The organism is Kurthia huakuii LAM0618, from assembly GCF_000505545.1.
Lineage (GTDB): Bacteria > Bacillota > Bacilli > Bacillales_A > Planococcaceae > Kurthia > Kurthia huakuii.
On sequence record NZ_AYTB01000016.1, the window covers coordinates 181,203 to 203,728 of the forward strand.

Here is a 22,526-nt window from a genome sequence, read left to right on the forward strand (position 1 = left end):
TATACCAAGAAATTTCAATTAAAAATTATTTAATTTAAAATTAACCTTGGTGTTTTTTAATGATTTCTTCTGAAACTGATTTCGGAACTTCTTCATAGTGATCAAACACCATCGAGAATGTACCGCGACCTTGGGTAGATGAACGTAAAGTTGTTGCATACCCAAACATTTCAGCAAGTGGAACCATTGCACGAACAACTTGAGCGTTACCGCGAGCTTCCATACCTTCTACACGTCCACGACGAGCAGTGATGTTACCCATGATATCACCAAGATATTCTTCTGGCATTACTACTTCTACTTTCATAACTGGTTCTAAAAGAACTGGGTTACAAGCAGAAGCAGCTTTTTTCACTGCTAGAGATGCAGCTACTTTGAACGCCATTTCATTTGAATCGACATCGTGATAAGAACCATCGACTAATGTAGCTTTAACATCGATTAGAGGGAACCCTGCTAATACTCCGTTTGCTAATGAATCTTTAAGTCCGGCTTCTACAGCTGGAATGTATTCACGAGGAACTACACCACCAACGATAGCGTTGACGAACTCAAAGCCTTTTCCTTCTTCGTTTGGTTCGAATTCGATATGAACGTCACCATATTGACCACGACCACCAGATTGGCGAGCGAATTTACCTTGAACTTTAGCCGCTTGGCGGAAAGTTTCACGGTAAGATACTTGAGGAGCACCTACGTTAGCTTCAACGTGGAATTCACGTTTCATACGGTCAACTAAGATATCTAAGTGAAGTTCACCCATACCTGAGATGATAGTTTCACCAGTTTCAACGTCAGTGTGAGCGCGGAAAGTTGGATCTTCTTCTTGAAGTTTTTGTAGTGCTTGACCCATTTTATCTTGGTCAGCTTTTGATTTAGGCTCAACAGATAGAGAAATAACTGGTTCTGGGAATTCCATTGATTCAAGGATAACTAAGCTATCTTCTGCACAAAGAGTATCACCAGTAGTTGTAGCTTTAAGACCTACTGCAGCAGCAATGTCGCCAGCGTAAACTTCAGAGATTTCTTCACGGCTGTTAGCGTGCATTTGTAGGATACGACCTACACGTTCACGTTTGCCTTTAGAAGAGTTTTGTACGTAAGAACCTGATTGAAGAACACCAGAGTACACACGGAAGAAAGTTAATTTACCAACATAAGGGTCAGTCATAACTTTGAACGCAAGTGCAGCAAATGGTTCATCATCAGAAGAGTGACGTACGATTTCTTCTTCACCATCAATAGATGTACCTTTAATAGATTCAACATCTGTTGGAGCTGGTAGGTAATCAACTACTGCATCAAGCATTAATTGAACACCTTTGTTTTTGAACGCAGTACCACATACTACTGGGTAGAATTCTACTGATAAAGTAGCTTTACGGATAGCAGCTTTTAATTCGTCTGTAGTGATTTCTTCACCAGCGAAGTATTTTTCCATTAGATCTTCATCTAATTCTGCAACTGCTTCGATAAGTTTTTCGCGGTATTCGTCTGCTTGTTCTTTGTATTCAGCAGGAATTTCTTTAATTTCTGCATTTGAACCATCATCGCCTTCTTTGTAGAAAGTAGCTTGCATTTCTACTAAGTCGATAATAGCGTGGAACTCATCTTCAGCACCGATTGGTAATTGAATTGGATGAGCGTTTGCTTGTAAACGTTCATGTAAAGTTCCTACAGAATATAAGAAGTTCGCACCGATTTTATCCATTTTGTTAATGAATACGATACGTGGTACGCCGTAAGTTGTAGCTTGACGCCATACTGTTTCAGTTTGTGGTTCTACACCTGATTGAGCATCAAGTACAGTAACAGCACCATCAAGTACACGAAGAGAACGTTCAACTTCTACAGTGAAGTCTACGTGTCCTGGTGTATCAATGATATTTACACGGTGGCCTTTCCATTGAGCTGTTGTCGCAGCAGAAGTGATAGTGATACCACGTTCTTGCTCTTGCTCCATCCAGTCCATTTGAGAAGCACCTTCGTGAGTTTCACCGATTTTGTGAATCTTACCAGTGTAATAAAGGATACGCTCAGTTGTTGTTGTTTTACCAGCATCGATGTGAGCCATGATTCCGATATTACGAGTGTTCTCAAGTGAGAATTCTCTAGTCATGCGGAATTTCTCCTTCCATAATGGATATATAGTTTAGTTTGAATATTACCAGCGGTAGTGAGCGAATGCTTTGTTAGCTTCAGCCATTTTGTGCATATCTTCACGTTTTTTAACTGACGCACCAGTGTTATTAGAAGCGTCTAAGATTTCGTTAGCAAGACGTTCTTCCATAGTTTTTTCGCCGCGAAGACGAGAGTAGTTTACTAGGTAACGAAGACCTAAAGTAGTACGGCGTTCTGGACGCACTTCTACTGGTACTTGATAGTTAGCACCACCGACACGGCGAGCACGTACTTCAAGAACTGGCATTACGTTTTCTAATGCAGCTTCGAATACTTCTAAAGCGTCTTTACCAGAGCGTTCTTTAACTAAATCGAAAGCTCCGTATAAGATTTTTTGAGAAGTACCTTTTTTACCATCTACCATTAATTTGTTGACTAAACGAGTTACAAGTTTTGAATTATAAAGTGGATCTGGTAACACGTCACGTTTGGAAACAGGACCTTTACGAGGCATGTGTTTTCCTCCTTTCAAGTATAGCTACTTATTATATTACATTATTTTTTTTCTTTAGGTTTTTTAGCACCGTATAATGAACGTGATTGCATACGTCCTTGTACAGCTGCAGTATCAAGAGCACCACGAACTACGTGATAACGTACCCCTGGTAAATCTTTTACACGTCCGCCACGGATAAGAACAACACTGTGTTCTTGTAAGTTATGGCCTTCACCAGGAATATAAGCGTTAACTTCGATTTGGTTAGTTAAACGCACACGAGCGTATTTACGTAACGCTGAGTTTGGTTTTTTAGGTGTCATTGTACCAACACGAGTACAAACACCACGTTTTTGTGGTGAGTTGACATCAGTTAAGCTTTTTGCAAAGCTGTTGTAGCCTTTGTTTAAAGCTGGTGAATTAGATTTCTTACTTTTGGATTGACGAGGCTTACGTACTAATTGGTTAATTGTAGGCATCGATATGTCCTCCTCTCATTGCTTTCTTTAAATCCACACATCCAGGTGGTTCATTTTAAGTTAAAAACAAAAGCCTTTACGTGATCAGCGTAAAAACTACTAACGCAGTACTTCAAGTTATGCTGGCGTTTCGTATCAACGTCATCATCTCTACCAAGAGTCTGCCTGGTTATTTAATGCAACGGGAACTCCAAAATTTGTGCCGTCGCACCGCATGCGTGGTTATTCACCTGTTACATCTTAGAGTAACAATGTTTTGCTCCACGACCAACAATGCTTGTCGCTACTGTTTGTTAATAACATGTATTGTTTTAATTTTTCCCTTAGACAATTATGTCCATGAAATGATAGACAATGAACTATCAACCTAAAATATATTATCATCCTATAAGTTCGTTGTCAACTAAATATAAAAAATCCCAACGAAAATTCGTTGGGATTTGATATAAAACTAATTATTCAGCTGAAGTTGTGCTTTCTGTAGCTGCAGCACCAGCAATTTCAATTTGGCGGTAGCGTTGCATACCTGTACCAGCTGGCACAAGTTTACCAAGAATAACATTTTCTTTCAGACCTAATAATTCATCACGTTTACCTTTGATTGCTGCATCCGTTAACACACGAGTTGTTTCTTGGAATGAAGCCGCAGATAAGAATGATTCAGTTTCAAGAGAAGCTTTTGTAATACCAAGGATCACTGGGCGACATGTAGCTGGCGCTTTGTTACCTGACACTAAAATATTTCGGTTTGCTTCAGTGAATTGGTGAATATCAACTAACGAACCTGGTAGTAATTCAGTGTCACCAGCTTCGATAATACGAACCTTACGTAACATTTGACGTACCATAACTTCGATATGTTTATCGCCAATTTCTACACCTTGCATACGATATACTTTTTGAACTTCTTTTAATAAATACTCTTCTACAGTAGATACGTCAGTAACTTTGATTAATTGTTTTGGATCAATTGAACCTTCAGTTAATGTTTGGCCATGAGCAACTTGATCGCCTTCTTGGACTTTTAGACGTGCATTGTATGGAGCAGTATATTTACGAGATTCAATTGGGCTTTGAATAGTAATTTCTTTTAAGCCTTCACGAATTTCTTCGATTTCAACAACAGTACCTGAAATCTCAGTAATTAATGCTTGACCTTTTGGATTACGAGATTCAAAAATCTCTTGGATACGAGGTAAACCTTGTGTGATATCGGCACCGGCAACCCCACCAGTATGGAATGTACGCATTGTTAACTGTGTACCTGGTTCACCGATAGATTGAGCAGCGATGATACCTACTGCTTCACCTACTTCAACTTCGTCACCTGTAGCTAAGTTCATACCATAACATTTTTTACATACACCATGTTTTGTGTTACATGTGAACGCAGAACGGATTGTAACTGTTTCGATATTTGCTTCTGTAATTTTACGAGCTAATTCAGCTGTGATTAATTCATCTGGGCTAACGATAACTTCGTTTGTTTCCGGGTGACGAATTGTTTTCTTAGCGTAACGACCAAGAACACGTTCTTCAAGGGCTTCGATTAATTCGTTACCTTCTTTAAGAGCTGAAATTTCAAGACCTTTATCAGTACCACAATCATCTTCACGAATGATGACATCTTGAGCAACATCAACAAGACGACGAGTAAGGTAACCTGAATCGGCTGTTTTAAGGGCTGTATCGGCAAGACCTTTACGAGCACCATGGGTAGAGATGAAGTACTCTAATACCGTTAAACCCTCACGGAATGAAGATTTGATTGGTAATTCGATAATACGGCCAGCTGGGTTGGCCATCAGACCACGCATACCTGCCAATTGAGTGAAGTTAGATGCGTTACCACGGGCACCAGAGTCACTCATCATAAAGATTGGGTTCGTAGCTGGAAGAGATTTCATCAGTTTGGATTGGATAACATCTTTTGCGTCACTCCAGAATGAAATTACGCGATCATAACGTTCGTCTTCAGTAATTAAACCGCGACGGAATTGTTTTTGAACTTTATCAACTTTAATTTGAGCTTCATGTAAAATTTCTTGTTTATCTGGTAATACGATGATATCTGAGATACCAATTGAGATACCGGCTTTAGTTGAGTATTTGAAACCAAGGTTTTTCAACTCATCAAGCATTTTAGAAGTCTCAGTAATATGGTAGCGGTCGAATACTTCTGCAATGACTTTACCAAGATATTTTTTAGTGAATGGTTTAGCAGGTTCTTGTTCTACTAAATATTCTTTAATATTTGTGGTAGTCGGAACGAAATATTTATCTGGCGTACCCACTTGTAAATTATCAGTAGTTGGTTCATTAATGTATGGGAAATCAGCGTACAAGATTTCATTGAACATTACTTTACCAACAGATGTAATTAACAATTTTTTGTTTTGTTCTTCAGTGAACGTATTGTTATTTAAAGAAGCTGCGCGAATCGCAATACGAGAGTGTAAATGTACCTCATTATTCGCATAAGCAACATTTAACTCTTCTGGATCTGAGAAGACAGTACCTTCACCTACAGCACCTTTACGCTCAAGAGTTAGGTAGTAGTTACCTAAAACCATATCTTGAGATGGTGTAACGACTGGTTTACCATCTTTAGGGTTCAGGATATTTTGTGCTGCAAGCATTAATAAACGTGCTTCAGCTTGTGCTTCTGCAGAAAGAGGAACATGGACGGCCATTTGGTCACCATCGAAGTCAGCATTATATGCAGTACATACTAATGGGTGTAAGCGGATTGCTTTACCTTCGATAAGTGTTGGCTCAAACGCTTGGATACCAAGACGGTGAAGAGTTGGTGCGCGGTTTAGTAATACTGGGTGTTCACGCATGATGTCTTCTAAAACATCCCATACTTCTTCATGTTGACGTTCGATTTTACGTTTAGCTGATTTAATATTGTGAGCTAACCCACGTTCAACTAATTCTTTCATTAAGAAAGGTTTGAATAGTTCGATTGCCATACCTTTTGGCAGACCACATTGGTACATTTTTAAAGATGGACCAACTACGATTACAGAACGACCAGAGTAATCGACACGTTTACCAAGTAAGTTTTGACGGAAACGACCTTGTTTACCTTTTAACATATGAGAAAGAGATTTCAATGGACGGTTACCAGGCCCTGTAACAGGACGGCCACGACGACCATTATCGATTAACGCGTCAACTGCTTCTTGTAACATACGTTTTTCGTTTTGAACGATGATGCCAGGAGCACCAAGGTCTAATAAACGTTTTAAACGGTTGTTACGGTTGATAACACGACGGTATAAATCATTTAAGTCAGATGTTGCAAAGCGACCACCATCTAGTTGTACCATTGGGCGTAATTCTGGTGGAATTACAGGAAGTACATCTAAAATCATCCATTCAGGACGGTTACCTGAGTGGTGGAATGACTCAACAACTTCTAAACGTTTAATTGCACGTGTACGGCGTTGGCCTTGTGCAGTTTTAAGCTCTTCTTTAAGCTCGATTGATTCTTTGTCTAAATCGATTTCTTTCAATAAGTCTTTGATTGCTTCTGCACCCATAGATGCCTTGAAAGTGCTACCGAATTTTTCACGATATGCGCGATATTCTTTTTCTGAAAGAAGTTGTTTCTTTTCTAAAGGAGTATCGCCCGATTCGATTACAACGTAAGAAGCAAAATAAATTACTTCTTCAAGTGCACGTGGAGACATATCTAAAATGAGACCCATGCGGCTTGGAATCCCTTTGAAGTACCAAATATGAGATACAGGAGCAGCTAGCTCAATGTGTCCCATTCGCTCACGACGTACTTTTGCACGTGTTACTTCAACACCACAACGATCACAAACTACGCCTTTATATCGTACGCGTTTGTATTTACCACAATGACATTCCCAGTCTTTTGTTGGACCAAAGATGCGTTCACAGAATAAACCATCTTTCTCTGGTTTTAATGTACGGTAGTTGATAGTTTCTGGTTTTTTAACCTCACCGTATGACCAAGAACGGATTTTATCTGGTGAAGCAAGACCAATTTTCATATATTCAAAATTATTAACGTCTATCAAGGAGCCTACCTCCCTCTATTAATGAAGTCTTTTCGACTTATAAATAATTAGCTCGACGATTGATTATTAGTAAATAAACGGGAATTAGGACAAGCCCCTAAGAGGGCCTGTCCATGTCCCGAAAAAATTACAACTTAGTTTTCAGAAGTTACTTCATTAGTCTCTTCTTTTTTAGAAGCGATATTTAACGCGTCAGCTGACGGAACATCATCATCTTCGTCATCGCGTAGTTCTACTTCTTCATCATTAATATTTAACATTTTCACGTCTAAACCTAATGATTGAAGTTCTTTGATTAATACTTTGAATGATTCTGGTACGCCTGGTTCTGGAACAGATTCACCTTTAACAATTGCTTCGTATGTTTTCACACGACCTACAACGTCATCAGATTTCACTGTTAAGATTTCTTGAAGTGTGTGCGCTGCACCATAAGCTTCAAGAGCCCAAACTTCCATCTCACCGAAACGTTGTCCACCAAATTGAGCTTTACCACCCAATGGTTGTTGTGTAACAAGTGAGTAAGGACCAGTTGAACGAGCGTGAAGTTTATCATCAACCATGTGCGCAAGTTTGATCATGTACATAACCCCAACAGATACGCGGTTGTCGAATGGTTCACCTGAACGTCCATCATAAAGAGTTGTTTTACCGTCACGGTTCATTCCTGCTTCTTCCATTGTACGCCATACGTCTTCATCTGAAGCACCATCGAATACAGGAGTAGCCATGTGCACGCCTAAGTAACGAGCAGCCATACCTAAGTGTAATTCAAGTACTTGTCCGATGTTCATACGGGATGGTACACCTAATGGGTTAAGCATGATGTCAACTGGAGTACCATCTGGTAAGAATGGCATATCCTCTTCTGGTAAGATACGAGAGATAACCCCTTTGTTACCATGACGGCCGGCCATTTTATCACCAACGCGGATTTTACGTTTTTGAACGATGTAAACACGTACCATTTGGTTTACACCTGGAGATAATTCATCGCCGTCTTCGCGATGGAATACTTTAACGTCAAGTACAATACCACCAGAGCCATGAGGAACACGTAATGATGTATCGCGTACTTCACGTGCTTTTTCACCAAAGATTGCATGTAATAGACGTTCTTCTGCAGTCAGCTCTGTTACACCTTTAGGAGTAACTTTACCTACTAAGATATCACCATCATTTACTTCTGCACCAATACGGATAATACCACGTTCGTCTAAGTTGCGAAGTGCTTCTTCACCAACGTTTGGAATATCACGAGTGATTTCTTCAGGTCCAAGTTTTGTATCACGTGCTTCTGATTCATATTCTTCAATGTGAACAGAAGTGTATACGTCATTTTTAACTAAACGTTCATTCATAATTACAGCATCTTCATAGTTGTAACCATTCCAAGTCATGAATGCCACGACTACGTTACGACCAAGTGCAAGTTCACCATTTTCCATTGATGGACCATCAGCAAGGATTTCACGTGGTTGCACGCGGTCTCCTTCTTTTACTAATGGACGTTGGTTAATAGATGTACCATGGTTAGAACGAGTGAATTTTTGTAATTTGTAACGAACTAAATCACCTTTCACCTCTTTACCATCTACTTCTTCGATTGTACGAACTGAGATGTAACGAGCTTCAACATGCTCAACAATACCATGGTATTTCGCTACGATTGCAGCACCAGAGTCACGAGCGTTGACATGTTCCATACCAGTACCTACGAATGGGGCCTCTGGGTTTAGAAGTGGAACAGCTTGACGTTGCATGTTGGCACCCATAAGAGCACGGTTAGAGTCATCATTTTCTAAGAATGGGATACATGCTGTCGCAGCAGATACTACTTGTTTAGGAGATACGTCCATGTAGTCGATAGTGTCGCGTTTGAACACTGAGTTATCGCCACGGAAACGTCCTACTACTTCTTCCTCGGTGAACGTACCATCTGCATTTAGTGGTGAGTTCGCTTGAGCAACAACATAGTTATCTTCTTCGTCTGCTGTTAGGTAATCAATATGTTCAGTAATTTTACCAGTTTCAGGACTCACACGACGGTACGGTGTTTCGATGAAACCAAATTTATTTACTTTTGCATATGATGATAGAGAGTTGATTAAACCAATGTTTGGACCCTCTGGAGTTTCGATTGGACACATACGGCCATAGTGAGAGTAGTGAACGTCACGTACTTCGAAGCCAGCACGTTCACGAGTTAAACCACCAGGTCCTAATGCAGATAGGCGACGTTTGTGCGTTAATTCTGCAAGAGGGTTTGTTTGGTCCATGAATTGTGATAATTGAGAGCTACCAAAGAATTCTTTAATAGCTGCAATTACCGGGCGGATATTGATCAATTGTTGTGGAACAATTGCATCAGTATCATTAATAGACATACGTTCACGTACAACACGTTCCATACGAGATAAACCAATACGGAATTGATTTTGTAGTAATTCACCTACTGAACGTAGACGACGGTTACCTAGGTGATCGATATCATCAGTATCGCCCACACCATGTAATAAGTTGAAGAAATAAGAAACAGAGGCTACAACATCAGCTGGAGTAAGATGTTTTACTTCATCATCGATGTAAGCATTGCTGATTACTTTGATTTCTTTTTGTGACTCATCATTTGGTGCAAAGATTTTAACTTCTTGTACAAGGATATCGCCTTCGATGATGCCGCTAACTTTTGAAAGTGTTTTGAAGTTTACGCCTTCTTCTAAGAATGGTGTAATGCGGTCTAATACACGACGGTCAATCACTGTACCGCTTTCTGCTAAGATTTCACCTGTATTAGGGTCTACTAGCGTTTCAGCCAATGTTTGGTTGAATAAACGGTTCTTGATATGAAGTTTTTTATTCATTTTATAACGACCTACAGCCGCTAAATCATAGCGTTTTGGGTCGAAGAAACGAGAATATAGTAAGTTTTTAGCTGACTCTACTGTAGGTGGTTCACCCGGACGTAGACGTTCATAGATTTCTAATAACGCTTTTTCAGTGCTATCAGTATTATCTTTTTCTAAAGTATTACGTAAATATTCATTATCACCGATAAGATCGATAATTTCTTGGTCAGATGCAAAGCCTAATGCACGTAGTAATACCGTGGCAGGTAGTTTACGTGTACGGTCGATACGAACGTAGACAACATCTTTTGCGTCTGTTTCATATTCTAACCATGCGCCGCGGTTTGGAATAACTGTTGCGCCAAAGCCTTTTTTACCATTTTTATCTGTTTTATCGTGATAGTATACACTTGGTGATCGAACTAATTGGGAAACGATAACGCGTTCTGCGCCGTTGATAACAAAAGTCCCGGTTTCTGTCATAAGTGGGAAATCACCCATGAATACTTCTTGTTCTTTTACTTCTTCAGTTTCCTTATTATGAAGACGTACTTTTACGCGTAATGGTGCTGCGTAAGTAACGTCACGTTGTTTACATTCATCGACATCATATTTTGGTTCTCCAAGACTGTAGTCGACGAATTCTAGTGAAAGATTTCCTGTGAAGTCTTCGATTGGTGAAATGTCGTGGAACATTTCACGTAAGCCTTCCTCTAAAAACCACTCGTTAGAAGCAGTTTGAATCTCGATAAGATTCGGAAGTTCTAGCACCTCTTTAATACGCGCGAAGCTTCTACGCTGGCGGTGTTGTCCGTACTGAACTAGTTGACCTGTCAACTCATTCACCCCTCAATAAAGCGATATTAGGTCTTATGAAATTGCAATTTTTCAAAAGACAAAAAAGAAAACGAGCAATAAATCTCATTTTCGATTATTCAAACATAATTTTATACCGAAAGCTATTGACATTTTCATAAAATAGGCAGACGGCTTCAAATTAATATTTTTGCATTTTCTTATAATATCACAGCGTTTTTGTCAAGTCAATCTATAAATATTGACAATTATTTTTCAGAAAATAGTATAAATTATTTTATTGCTTTAATAATCCAATAACCCTTTTCTTTATCAACAACTGTGACATCTTTAAACTGTATTTCTAAATGATCTACTGTAGATGGTGCTCCTTGTTTCTTTTGGATGACAATCCACAGTTCTCCGCCTTCAGATAAAATATCATAGGCTTGATTGTAAATGCGGAAGATGGTTTGTTTACCGGCACGAATAGGAGGATTTGTCAGAACAACAGCGACTTTGTCTGTTTGCACAGATGAAAGCGCATCACTCTCATAAATTCGTACATTTTGAACCCCGTTAACTTCAGCGTTTTTGCGTGCTAAATTTAACGCACGATCATTTACATCCATCATGTGAACAGTACGTTCTGGGTAACTTTTTGCGATTGATAAACCAATTGGACCATATCCACAACCCACATCCAAAATATTCCCTTCAACTGACGGCAGTTCAAAACGATCGATTAATACACGGGAACCAAAATCTACTTCGCTTTTACTAAAAACACCTGCGTCGGTTTCAAACGTGAAGGAAAATCCTCGAAGTCTAAAACTCCATCTACGTGGTTTACTCTCAACCTCAGGGTTTTTTGAATAATAATGATCTGACATTAGCATGCCCTCCATCACGTAAAATGAAGAAAAAGCTCGTCAAAAATTGACGAGCTTTTTCAATAGGTTAGCAGAAATTATTTAACTTCTACAGATGCGCCAACTTCTTCAAGTTTAGCTTTGATTTCTTCAGCTTCAGCTGCAGCTACGCCTTCTTTAATAGCTTTAGGAGCGTTGTCTACTACTTCTTTAGCTTCTTTAAGACCTAAGCCTGTGATTTCGCGTACTACTTTGATTACTTTGATTTTAGAATCACCAGCAGATGCTAATACTACGTCGAATTCTGTTTTTTCTTCAGCAGCGCCAGCTACAGCACCAGCTGCAGCTACAGGAGCAGCAGCAGTTACGCCGAATTCTTCTTCGATTGCTTTTACTAAGTCATTTAATTCTAAAACTGTCATCTCTTTAATTGCAGCTAAGATTTGTTCTTGGTTCATTATGAGTTCCTCCTATTATGGAATCTAATTTTTTATTTTTGGTGCACCCTAAGATGCGATGAAGTTTAAGCAGCTATTAAGCGCCTTGTTCTTCTTTTTGTTCTGCAACAGCTTTTGTTGCAAGCGCGAAGTTGCGCATTGGTGCTTGTAGCACTGATAAAAGCATTGATAGTAAACCTTCGCGTGATGGAAGTTCTGCTAATGCTTTTACTTCTTCTAAAGTTGCGAAGTTGCCTTCGATTAAACCTGCTTTAATTTCTAAAGCTTCGTTTTCTTTAGCGAAGTTATTGATAATACGAGCTGGAGCAACTACGTCTTCGTTAGAGAACGCGATTGCGTTTGGACCAGTAAGTACATCATTGATTTCAGCGTGACCAACTTCTTCAGCAGCACGACGAACTAAAGTATTTTTGTATACTTTGAATTCAACGCCAGCTTCACGTAATTGTTTACGTAATTCAGTTACTTGTTGAACTGTTAAGCCGCGGTAGTCTACTACTACTACTGACGCTGCAGCTTTGAACTTGTCAGCGATTTCTTGAACAACAGTTTGTTTTGCTTCTACTGCTTTGCTCATTATTGACACCTCCTATAAGAATGAGTCATTTATACCGACAAAAGAAAAGCCTCTTATCAAAGACAGACAAGAGGCAGAAATTCATCATCTAAATAGAGAATGATTCCTTTGCCCTCGGCAGGATTATTAAGCGGTACAATGCCGCCCCTACTGTCTATGGTACAAATGGATAATTCACAACAAAACTCATCTTATCAGATGAGTTTTTTTTTGTCAATTATTAAATTATTTTGCAAATGCTAGAGTATCAAGTTTGATTGATGGACCCATAGTAGTTGTAACGTGTACTGATTTTAAGTAAACGCCTTTTGCTGTAGCTGGTTTAGCTTTAACGATAACATCTACTAAAGTTTGGATGTTTTCAGCTAATTTGTCAGCGTCAAATGATGCTTTACCTACTGGTGCGTGTACGATACCTGCTTTATCAGCACGGTATTCAACTTTACCAGCTTTGATTTCGTTAACTGCTTTAGTTACATCGAAAGTAACTGTGCCAGTTTTAGGGTTTGGCATTAAGCCTTTTGGACCTAATACGCGACCAAGTTGACCAACTTGACCCATCATGTCTGGTGTAGCAACGATAACGTCGAAATCGAACCAGCCATCTTTAATTTTTTGGATGTATTCAGCATCGCCTGCGTAGTCTGCACCAGCAGCTTCAGCTTCTTTAAGTTTTTCACCTTTAGCGAATACTAAAACTTTTTGAGTTTTACCAGTACCGTTTGGAAGCACGATTGCACCACGGATTTGTTGGTCGTTTTTACGAGTATCGATGTTTAGGTTGAAAGCTACTTCTACAGTTGCGTCGAAGTTTACTTTACTTGTATTTTTAGCTAATTCAGCAGCTTCAGCTACAGAATAAACGTTAGTTTTGTCTACTAATTTAGCGGCATCTTGTAATTTTTTACCTTGTTTAGCCATTTTGAATTTCCTCCTTGATTGTGGTTATAGCGGGATTTCCCTCCCACGAATAAAGGTTGCGGTGTTTCAAATATCGCTATAAGAAACATTCGCAACCTCCAAAAACAATACTTTTATCAAGTAATGGGATTAGTCTTCTACGACAATACCCATGCTACGTGCAGTACCTTCTACCATTAACATAGCAGCTTCTACAGAACCTGCGTTTAAGTCTGGCATTTTAGTTTCAGCGATTTCGCGAACTTTGTCACGTTTCACTGTAGCTACTTTATTCTTGTTAGGTTCACCAGAACCAGATTTGATACCTGCTGCTACTTTAAGTAATACTGCAGCTGGTGGAGTTTTTGTAATGAAAGTGAATGAACGATCTTCAAATACAGAAATCTCAACTGGAATAATTAAACCTGCTTGGTCTTGTGTACGAGCATTGAATTCTTTACAGAATCCCATGATGTTAACACCTGCTTGACCTAGTGCAGGACCTACTGGTGGCGCTGGGTTTGCTTTACCAGCTTGAATTTGAAGTTTTACAACTTTAACAACTTTTTTAGCCACGAGACACACCTCCTTAAGTCCGTGATGTGGTCATAGGGTTGCCCCTCCCACTCAAATATCTGTCTGTCGGCTTATTTCCGATAACATTAAAAATTACTGTTAGTCGACTATAACTTAGTCACAGTCTGACCTAAAAAATAATAACACTTTTAATTATGCAAGGCAAGCATAATTAAATCAAATTAAACTTTTAATACTTTATCAAAAGCTAATTCCATTGTTGTTTCACGGCCGAACATATCGACTGTAACTTTAATTTTTTCGTCAGCAGCAAAGATTTCTTCGACTTTCCCTTGGAAATGAGCGAATGGTCCTTCTAATACTTCAACAAGATCACCTACAGCGAAATCAAGATCAACACTTTGTTCGTTTTCAGCCATTTTGTTTAAAATATGATCCACTTCTTCAGGTAATAATGGAGTTGGTTTTACCCCACCACCTGAAGAACCAATGAAACCTGTAACGCCTGGTGTGTTACGTACAACGTACCAAGCATCATCTGTCATGATTAATTCAACTAAAACATAACCAGGGAATGTTTTACGCATATATGTTTTTTTACGGCCATCTTTTACTTCTGTTTCTTGTTCTTCAGGAACGATGACACGGAAAATTTTATCTTGCATACCCATCGTTTCAATACGTTTTTCTAGGTTTAACTTTACTTTGTTTTCATAACCAGAGTAAGTATGAACGACATACCAATTTTTTTCCATAATTATTAGGACTAAATTGTCCTTTCCCTCCTTTTTTTAAAGGCAAATGAAAAAACCCGTTTCTACGGGCTCCTTCAAAAATATTAACATTTTTTCACTTATAAATCCAAGTACATGCGGAATAAATTTGATATTCCTAAGTCAACTAGCATAAAGAACACTGCCATAAAGAGTAATGTAGAAAGTACAACTAGTGTGTATTTGCTAAGCTCTTTACGTTTAGGCCAGCTAGTTTTACGCATTTCAGAAAACACATTACTGAAAAATGTTTTAAGCTTTCCCATCCAACCTAACCTCCGAATAAAAATAAAAATCTTGTATGATTAACGAAATTTATCTTGTTTGTTTGTGTAATGTACGTTCATTACAGTGCGAACAATATTTCTTTAATTCCATTCTTTTTGAGCTATCCTTTGGGGCCGGTAAATTATAATTACGGGCGCCGCATTTTTCGCAGCATAGCACAACTTTGTTTGCCATAATAAAAATCACCTTTCAGGCATTTGTCCTTATACAGACTATCATCTAATGCCATAAGCTGTCAATAAAGCTCAATGTGTCAGTTTGCTGTCAATTGTTGTTCAAGTTTACGTTTAATTCGTTGCAATGCATTGTCAATAGACTTCACATGGCGCTCTAATTGTTCGGCAATTTCTTGGTAGCTACAGCCGTCGATATAGCGTGCTAAAACTTTTTGCTCAAACGGACTAAGCAAGTCATTTATACGTGATTCCATATCAAGAAATTGTTCGCGATGCACTACAAAATTTGCTGGATCTTCGCTTGCATCTGTTTGCAATAAATCCATCAATGTACTAGCTTGTTCATCATCACCTACAGGTTTATCAAGCGACACATAAGAGTTTAGAGGGATATGCTTTTGTCGAGTAGCTGTTTTAATTGCTGTAATAATTTGGCGCGTAATGCATAGCTCTGCAAAGGCTTTAAACGACGCTTGATGTACGTCACTAAAATCTCGCACTGCTTTAAATAAGCCAATCATTCCTTCTTGAATGATATCTTCTTTATCTGCACCAATTAAAAAATATGATTTTACTTTAATCCGTACGAGTGGCTTATATTTTGTAATCAAAAAATCAAGCGCCTCGCTGTCGCCTTGCCTAGTGAATTCGACGAGTTGCTCGTCGGTCATACTACTATACTGGTGCTGCAATTTACTTGTTATCACAAAATCACCCCAACTATTAATCTATTTCAGGCCTCGACGCATATTTTCCAACTTATTTTTCGTTTCGGCATCTACTTGAACTCGGTTTGAAAATTTTCGTTGACGCGCATAGTCCTTGTTGACCGTTTGTGTAATTTGACGCTGTGATTCACGCACTTCCATCAACAATTCAGAAGCTGGCATACGCAAAGCACCATTCCCAAAAATAACGCTTTGCTCTGCCATATCAGATGTAGCAACTGTAATGCGCGTTAAACGGCCATATTTTTGAATCTTATCCATCGTCAACGATTCAATACATTCATCTGCCGTTTCTTTCACACGCGTATAAATAATTTCAATATCATGTTGTTTTTCTTTTGTAGCGACGCCTGGAACCTGATACGCATCAAATACAACAATAATCTTATAATGTGAATACGCTTGATATTCAGCTAATAATTCAATTAAACGATCACGCGCGTCAATTAATTGATGTTTGTCTTTCAATAGCTTCAATTCATCCCAGTCACCAATCATGTTATAGCCATCTACGATCAAAATATCCTTCATGAGCAGCCCTCACTTATAGCTCGTGACGTTTACGATACACTTCATACATTAGAAGCGATGCTGCTACTGATGCATTTAACGATGTAACGTGTCCAACCATTGGTAGATTGTAAAGGAAGTCACATTTTTCTTTTAGAATGCGGCTCATGCCTTTTCCTTCACTACCAATAATTACAGCAAGTGGTAATGTAGCATCCATGCGACGATAGTCTTGTGAACCTTTCGCATCGGTACCAGCAATCCAAACACCACGCTCTTTTAGTTCATCAACCGTTTGCGATAAATTGTTGACGCGTACAGTTGGAATGTATTCAATCGCGCCTGTTGATGCTTTAGCAACAACAGCTGTAAGTGATACAGACCGACGACGTGGAATGATAATACCATGTGCGCCAACTGCATCTGCAGTACGCATAATAGAACCTAGATTATGTGGGTCTTCTAGTTCATCTAAAATCATGATAAATGGATCTTCACCACGTTCTTCAGCCAATTTGAAAACGTCATCTAATTCTGCATAGTTATATGCGGCAACTGATGCGACAATTCCTTGATGATTTTCTGATGATAAATTATCAATTTTTTGTTTTGGTACAAATTGCACTACAATGCGACGTTCGCTCGCCATATCTAATAATTCTTTAATGCCATTCTTTTTCACGCCTTCAGCGATCCAAATTTTATTAATATCGCGCGTTGAACGAAGCGCTTCTAGTACAGGGTTTTTCCCTGCAATCATCTCTTTTGAGTGATCGACTTCTTGCTCTACTTCCGGTGCACGTTCAGGTTTACGGTCGCGTGCTGGGCGACGGTCGCGATCCTGTTTACGTCCCGATTTATAATCTCGTTCATATTTCATTATTTTGACACCTCATTTTTATCTTCAACTGTATCGATGGCGTATTGAATAATACCATCTACGCGCTCTTTTTGACCTAATAAATATAAATAACCGATAACTGCCTCAAAAGCCGAGCTATAGTTATATGTTTGAACATCCGTATTTTTTGGCACAGAACCTGATTTTGCATTACGCCCACGTCGTAGTACCGCTAGTTCTTCTTCTGTGAAATAATTTTCATCCATCATTTTACGAACGACCATTGCTTGTGCTTTTGCAGACACATAATGCGTTGCCTCACGGTGTAATACTTTCGGTTTCACTCGACCTGAGCGTAATAAGTGCTCACGAATCGCGATTTCTAAAACCGCATCTCCCATATAAGCTAAAGCTAGCGCATTTACTTGTTTAACATCTGCATCTCGAAGTTCTTCCACTTCTCTTAACCTCGTTTCCATCTTACGCCTTGGCGTGTGTCTTCTAAGATAATATTCATATCTTTTAATTGGTCACGAATCTCATCAGCACGTGCGAAGTTGCGATCCTTACGCGCTTGTTGACGTTCTTCGATTAACGCATCGATTTCTTCGTCTAATAATTCTTCTTTTACATTTAAGATAATACCTAATACGCCAGATAATTCATCTAACACATCGAGTAATGCTTGTAATGTTTCTGCATTTGTATTATCTTCGTTCAAATATTTGTTTGCTAACGTAGATAATGCAAATAATGTTGCAATCGCATTTGCTGTATTAAAATCATCGTCCATTGCTGTAGTGAAATTTTGGCGTTCTGTTTCAATTGCTTCAAATACCGCTTCATCTTTTTCCGCTAAGTTTGCTGTGCTTTCTAGGCGGTGCACTAAATTTTTGCGTGACGTGCGTAGACGGTCTAAACCATTTTGAGCAGCCTCCACTAAATCTTGTGCAAAGTTAATTGGATGGCGATAGTGTACAGATAACATGAAGAAGCGCAGTACTTGTGGATCGATTTGTTGAATAATATCATGCACAAGGATGAAGTTCCCTAGTGATTTTGACATTTTTTCATTATCGATATTGATGTAGCCATTGTGCATCCAGTAGTTTGCAAATTGCTTATCTGTGTAGGCTTCTGATTGTGCAATTTCATTTTCATGGTGAGGGAATGTTAAATCTTGACCACCTGCATGAATATCGATTGTATCACCAAAATGTTCGTGAACCATAACAGAGCATTCAATATGCCAACCTGGACGACCTTCACCCCATGGACTTTGCCAGAAAATTTCGCCTGGTTTCGCCGCTTTCCATAATGCAAAATCTAATGCATCTTCTTTTTTCTCTCCAGCTTCAATACGGGCGCCGATTTTTAAATCATCTACTGATTGATGCGATAATTTACCATAACCTTTGAATTTGCGTGTACGGTAGTAAACGTCACCTTGAGATTCATACGCAAAGCCTTTTTCGATTAATACTGCAATGAAATTAATGATGGCATCCATATGCTCAGTTACGCGAGGATGCGAATCAGCTTTTTGGCAACCTAATGCTGTAATATCTTCAAAATATGCATTAATGAAACGTTCCGTTAGCTCCGGTACTTCTTCACCTAATTCATTGGCCGCTTTAATGATTTTATCATCAACGTCGGTGAAGTTTGAAACGTAGTCTACTTCAAAACCACGATATGTTAAATAACGTCGAACTGTATCGTATACGATAACAGGACGGGCATTCCCGATATGAATGTAATTGTAAACAGTCGGTCCACATACATACATGCGCACCTTACCTTCTTCAATTGGCACAAAGTTTTCTTTTTCACGTGTCAGTGAGTTAAAAATTTGGATAGCCATTAGCGATCATCTCTCCTTTAATGAACATCGTTACTATAAGTTGATCCAGCGATAATCGTATTGTTCTCATTCCCTTACGATTAAAACATAATCACGAAAAAAAGCGCCCCTATCTACTAACTAGACAGAGACGCTGTATGCGCGGTTCCACTCTGATTGGAAAAATAATTCCCACTCGAAGTCTATTAACGGTGACGAACCGGTCATGCCTACTTACATTTCAACATGACACTCAGAGGTGCATTTCTGCGCAGCCTAGACTCAAATCATTTTCAGCCAATGATGATTCTCTCTTTAGAGCGTGCGGCGCATACTTCTCCTCTTCAACGTTTTGAACTGGATAGATTCATTGTACAATGAAACCTCACTTTTGAAAACTAAAACAAAAAAAGAAGAGAGCGCCACGTGCGGCGTCCCCTCTTTTTCTTAAAAACGATTAGCCTAGTTGAGCATCTAAACGTTTTACAACTGTATCTTTACCTAAAATTTCAATTGCATCTGCAAGTTCTGGTCCATGCATTTCGCCAGTAGTTGCTACGCGGATTGGCATGAATAGGTTTTTACCTTTATGGCCTGTTTCTTTTTGAACAGCTTTGATTGCTTTTTTGATTGCTGGAGCTTCAAAAGCTTCTAGTTCAAGAAGGTTTTTCTTGAATGTCGCAAGTACTTCAGAAACTTGTTCACCAGCTAATACTTCTTTTTCATCATCGTTTAATTCTACATGATCTTGGAAGAACATTTCAGAAAGCTCAACAATTTCAGCACCGAAGCTCATTTGTTCATGATAAAGACCGATTAATTTGTCTGCCCATTCAGCTTCTTCAGCTGTTGGATTTTCGGCGATACGACCTGCTTTTTGTAAGAATGGCAGGCAAAGTGCCACAACTTCTTCATGCGTTAATTTCTTCATGTATTGGTTGTTCATCCATTTTAACTTTGTCATATCGTACATAGATGGTGATTTTGTTAAACGTTTTTCATCGAATTGCTCAATCAATTCGTCCATAGAGAAAATTTCTTCTTCACCTTCTGGAGACCAACCAAGTAATGCAAGGAAATTGACCATTGCAGCTGGTAAATAACCAAGGTCTTTATATTGAGAGATGAATTGGATAATTGATTCATCACGTTTTGATAATTTTTTATGGTTTTCATTGATGATTAACGTCATATGACCGAAACGTGGTGCTTCCCAGCCAAATGCTTTGTAAATCATTAATTGTTTTGGTGTGTTAGATAAATGTTCTTCACCGCGGAATACATGTGTCATTTCCATTAGATGGTCGTCTAATACTACTGCGAAGTTATATGTTGGGATACCATTTGCTTTAACGATTACCCAATCACCAATATCTTTTGATTCGAATGTTACTTCATTGCGAATTAAATCATCTACTACATATGTTTCATTTTCTGGAACTTTGAAGCGGATTGTATAAGGTGCGCCTGACGCTTCTTTTTCTGCTACTTCTTCAGCTGATAAATGACGGCAAGTACCTTTATACATTGGAGCTGCTACACCAGCTTCGCGTTGTGCTTCACGTTCAGCTTCTAATTCTTCTGATGTACAGAAACATTTGTAAGCCATACCCATATCAATTAATTTTTCAGCAGCATCTTTATATGTGTCTAAACGCTCCATTTGACGATATGGTGCGAATGGGCCACCGATTGCTGGTGATTCAACAGGGTCAATCCCCATCCAAGCTAGGTTATGAAGTTGTGATTCTTCGCCACCCTCGATGTTACGTGCGATATCTGTATCTTCAATACGGAAGATAAAATCTCCGTCGTAATGTTTTGCGTATAAGTAATTGAATAGTGCAGTACGAGCACCACCGATGTGTAAGTGTCCAGTTGGACTTGGTGCATAACGTACACGAACTTTTTTAGTCATGATTAAAATCCTCCTATTTTGTCGAGAAAAAATTCAACTTTGTTAATTCTACCACTCGCGATATGAAATTTAAAGCGGCCTTACTTTTTAATTAAAAGAATTGTCGCCATTGAGGCAATTCCTTCTTTACGACCAACGAAGCCTAGTTTTTCAGTTGTTGTTGCTTTCACATTTACTTGCGATGGCTCTGCATTTAATAATTCTGCAATACGATTGCGCATTTGCTCAATGTATGGAGCCATTTTTGGTGCTTGTGCCATGATTGTACAATCGACATTTCCTAATGTGTAACCTTTTGCTTCGACCTTTTCCCAAATAAATGATAAAAGTTTTGCAGAATCTGCACCTTCCCATTCCGGATCTGTATCCGGGAAATGATGACCGATATCCCCTTCACCAATTGCGCCTAATGCAGCATCTGTTACTGTATGTAGCAGTACATCTGCATCCGAATGACCTATTAAACCTCTGTCACTTGGAATTTCAATACCGCCAATAATTAATGGGCGGCCTTCTGCAAATTCATGTACATCAAAACCTTGTCCTACGCGAAACATATAATTATCCTCCAATACGTTGGTTTAAGATGGCCTCACCAAAAACCAAATCTTCTTTTGTTGTTATTTTAACATTTTCATAGCTACTCTCAACCATATACACTGATTCGCCTTCACGTTCTACTAGCATCGATTCATCAGTACCTAAAAAATTATCTCGCTCCGCATGGTTTTCTGCTTGTTGTAATAGCTCGAAACGAAATGCTTGTGGTGTTTGAATCATCCACAATGTCGAACGATCCACAGTTTCTTGAATAATACCTTCTTCAACACGCTTCATCGTATCTTTCGCACGTACTCCAACAATTGCTGCACCTTTCTCATATGCCGCTTCTGCTAATTCGTGAATTGTTGGCTCTACAATAAATGGACGAGCTGCATCATGCACAAGTACAATTTCGCCACTTCCAATCGCCTTCATACATGACTGTACGCTATGTTGACGTTCATCGCCACCAGTTGGCATCGCACGTACTTTTGTAATGTTGTATTGCACAAGTAAGCTTTGAATAAAATCTCGCTCACTATCTTTCACCGCTAAATAAATACCTCGACACCAATTATCACGCTCAAATACTTCTAATGTATGAATTAAAATTGGCTTTCCTTTTAATTCAAGGAACAATTTATTTTTACCAGCACCCATGCGTTTACCGCTACCAGCTGCTGGCAAAATAACATCGTAGTTCATGTAATACACTCCCCCAACAATCTACTGTCTCTTATTGTATTAAAAAATGGTTGAAGCGCATA

Annotated in this window: 21 protein-coding genes and 2 other annotated features; all 21 genes read right to left on the reverse strand. The window is 39.0% G+C overall.

Going from position 1 to position 22,526, the window contains the following annotated elements:
- Positions 1–40 precede the first annotated feature (40 nt).
- The 21 genes from fusA to ispD all read right to left on the reverse strand — a co-directional run bounded on the left by fusA (position 41) and on the right by ispD (position 22,464).
- Positions 41–2,119: an elongation factor G gene (gene fusA, locus V514_RS0114445; protein ID WP_029500601.1), complete on the reverse strand. Its 2,079-nt coding sequence runs from the start codon at positions 2,117–2,119 to the stop codon at positions 41–43.
- 45 nt (positions 2,120–2,164) lie between these two features.
- Positions 2,165–2,635, reverse strand: a complete 471-nt coding sequence (gene rpsG, locus V514_RS0114450) for a 30S ribosomal protein S7 (protein WP_029500602.1) — start codon at positions 2,633–2,635, stop codon at positions 2,165–2,167.
- Between the two features lie 41 nt (positions 2,636–2,676).
- The gene (gene rpsL, locus V514_RS0114455; RefSeq protein WP_010308011.1) at positions 2,677–3,096 is read right to left on the reverse strand and encodes a 30S ribosomal protein S12; all 420 of its coding nucleotides are present in this window, start codon (positions 3,094–3,096) and stop codon (positions 2,677–2,679) included.
- Between the two features lie 455 nt (positions 3,097–3,551).
- On the reverse strand, positions 3,552–7,151 hold the full coding sequence (gene rpoC, locus V514_RS0114460) for a DNA-directed RNA polymerase subunit beta' (RefSeq protein WP_029500603.1): 3,600 nt from the start codon (positions 7,149–7,151) through the stop codon (positions 3,552–3,554).
- A 134-nt stretch (positions 7,152–7,285) separates the two neighbouring features.
- Positions 7,286–10,837, reverse strand: coding sequence for a DNA-directed RNA polymerase subunit beta (rpoB, locus tag V514_RS0114465; protein WP_029500604.1), 3,552 nt, complete (start codon positions 10,835–10,837; stop codon positions 7,286–7,288).
- A gap of 251 nt (positions 10,838–11,088) precedes the next feature.
- On the reverse strand, positions 11,089–11,688 hold the full coding sequence (locus tag V514_RS0114470; protein ID WP_029500605.1) for a class I SAM-dependent methyltransferase: 600 nt from the start codon (positions 11,686–11,688) through the stop codon (positions 11,089–11,091).
- 77 nt (positions 11,689–11,765) lie between these two features.
- Positions 11,766–12,125 carry a 50S ribosomal protein L7/L12 gene (rplL, locus tag V514_RS0114475; RefSeq protein WP_029500606.1) on the reverse strand — a complete coding sequence of 120 codons (360 nt, stop codon included), beginning with the start codon at positions 12,123–12,125 and terminating at the stop codon, positions 11,766–11,768.
- A 76-nt stretch (positions 12,126–12,201) separates the two neighbouring features.
- A complete protein-coding gene (gene rplJ / locus V514_RS0114480) occupies positions 12,202–12,702 on the reverse strand; it encodes a 50S ribosomal protein L10 (RefSeq protein ID WP_029500607.1) in 501 nt (166 codons plus the stop codon).
- 33 nt (positions 12,703–12,735) lie between these two features.
- Positions 12,736–12,880, reverse strand: a sequence feature (ribosomal protein L10 leader region).
- Between the two features lie 47 nt (positions 12,881–12,927).
- Positions 12,928–13,623, reverse strand: coding sequence for a 50S ribosomal protein L1 (gene rplA / locus V514_RS0114485; RefSeq protein WP_029500608.1), 696 nt, complete (start codon positions 13,621–13,623; stop codon positions 12,928–12,930).
- A gap of 129 nt (positions 13,624–13,752) precedes the next feature.
- Positions 13,753–14,178 carry a 50S ribosomal protein L11 gene (gene rplK / locus V514_RS0114490; RefSeq protein WP_029500609.1) on the reverse strand — a complete coding sequence of 142 codons (426 nt, stop codon included), beginning with the start codon at positions 14,176–14,178 and terminating at the stop codon, positions 13,753–13,755.
- 182 nt (positions 14,179–14,360) lie between these two features.
- A complete protein-coding gene (gene nusG, locus V514_RS0114495; RefSeq protein WP_029500610.1) occupies positions 14,361–14,894 on the reverse strand; it encodes a transcription termination/antitermination protein NusG in 534 nt (177 codons plus the stop codon).
- 98 nt (positions 14,895–14,992) lie between these two features.
- Positions 14,993–15,178: a preprotein translocase subunit SecE gene (gene secE, locus V514_RS0114500; RefSeq protein WP_029500611.1), complete on the reverse strand. Its 186-nt coding sequence runs from the start codon at positions 15,176–15,178 to the stop codon at positions 14,993–14,995.
- A 49-nt stretch (positions 15,179–15,227) separates the two neighbouring features.
- Positions 15,228–15,374, reverse strand: a complete 147-nt coding sequence (gene rpmG, locus V514_RS20060) for a 50S ribosomal protein L33 (protein WP_081715068.1) — start codon at positions 15,372–15,374, stop codon at positions 15,228–15,230.
- Positions 15,375–15,453: 79 nt separating this feature from the next.
- Positions 15,454–16,047, reverse strand: coding sequence for an RNA polymerase sporulation sigma factor SigH (gene sigH, locus V514_RS0114505; RefSeq protein ID WP_051392489.1), 594 nt, complete (start codon positions 16,045–16,047; stop codon positions 15,454–15,456).
- Between the two features lie 57 nt (positions 16,048–16,104).
- On the reverse strand, positions 16,105–16,635 hold the full coding sequence (locus V514_RS0114510; RefSeq protein ID WP_029500613.1) for an NYN domain-containing protein: 531 nt from the start codon (positions 16,633–16,635) through the stop codon (positions 16,105–16,107).
- A 13-nt stretch (positions 16,636–16,648) separates the two neighbouring features.
- Positions 16,649–17,374, reverse strand: a complete 726-nt coding sequence (gene rlmB / locus V514_RS0114515; RefSeq protein WP_235073457.1) for a 23S rRNA (guanosine(2251)-2'-O)-methyltransferase RlmB — start codon at positions 17,372–17,374, stop codon at positions 16,649–16,651.
- A gap of 119 nt (positions 17,375–17,493) precedes the next feature.
- On the reverse strand, positions 17,494–17,913 hold the full coding sequence (locus tag V514_RS0114520) for a Mini-ribonuclease 3 (protein ID WP_029500615.1): 420 nt from the start codon (positions 17,911–17,913) through the stop codon (positions 17,494–17,496).
- Between the two features lie 5 nt (positions 17,914–17,918).
- On the reverse strand, positions 17,919–19,319 hold the full coding sequence (cysS, locus tag V514_RS0114525) for a cysteine--tRNA ligase (protein WP_029500616.1): 1,401 nt from the start codon (positions 19,317–19,319) through the stop codon (positions 17,919–17,921).
- A 123-nt stretch (positions 19,320–19,442) separates the two neighbouring features.
- Positions 19,443–19,655, reverse strand: a binding site (T-box leader).
- 100 nt (positions 19,656–19,755) lie between these two features.
- The gene (gltX, locus tag V514_RS0114530; protein ID WP_029500617.1) at positions 19,756–21,216 is read right to left on the reverse strand and encodes a glutamate--tRNA ligase; all 1,461 of its coding nucleotides are present in this window, start codon (positions 21,214–21,216) and stop codon (positions 19,756–19,758) included.
- A gap of 80 nt (positions 21,217–21,296) precedes the next feature.
- Complete coding sequence (ispF, locus tag V514_RS0114535) at positions 21,297–21,773, reverse strand: 2-C-methyl-D-erythritol 2,4-cyclodiphosphate synthase (protein WP_029500618.1); 477 nt, start codon at positions 21,771–21,773, stop codon at positions 21,297–21,299.
- A gap of 4 nt (positions 21,774–21,777) precedes the next feature.
- A complete protein-coding gene (ispD, locus tag V514_RS0114540; RefSeq protein WP_029500619.1) occupies positions 21,778–22,464 on the reverse strand; it encodes a 2-C-methyl-D-erythritol 4-phosphate cytidylyltransferase in 687 nt (228 codons plus the stop codon).
- Between the last annotated feature and the right edge of the window lie 62 nt (positions 22,465–22,526).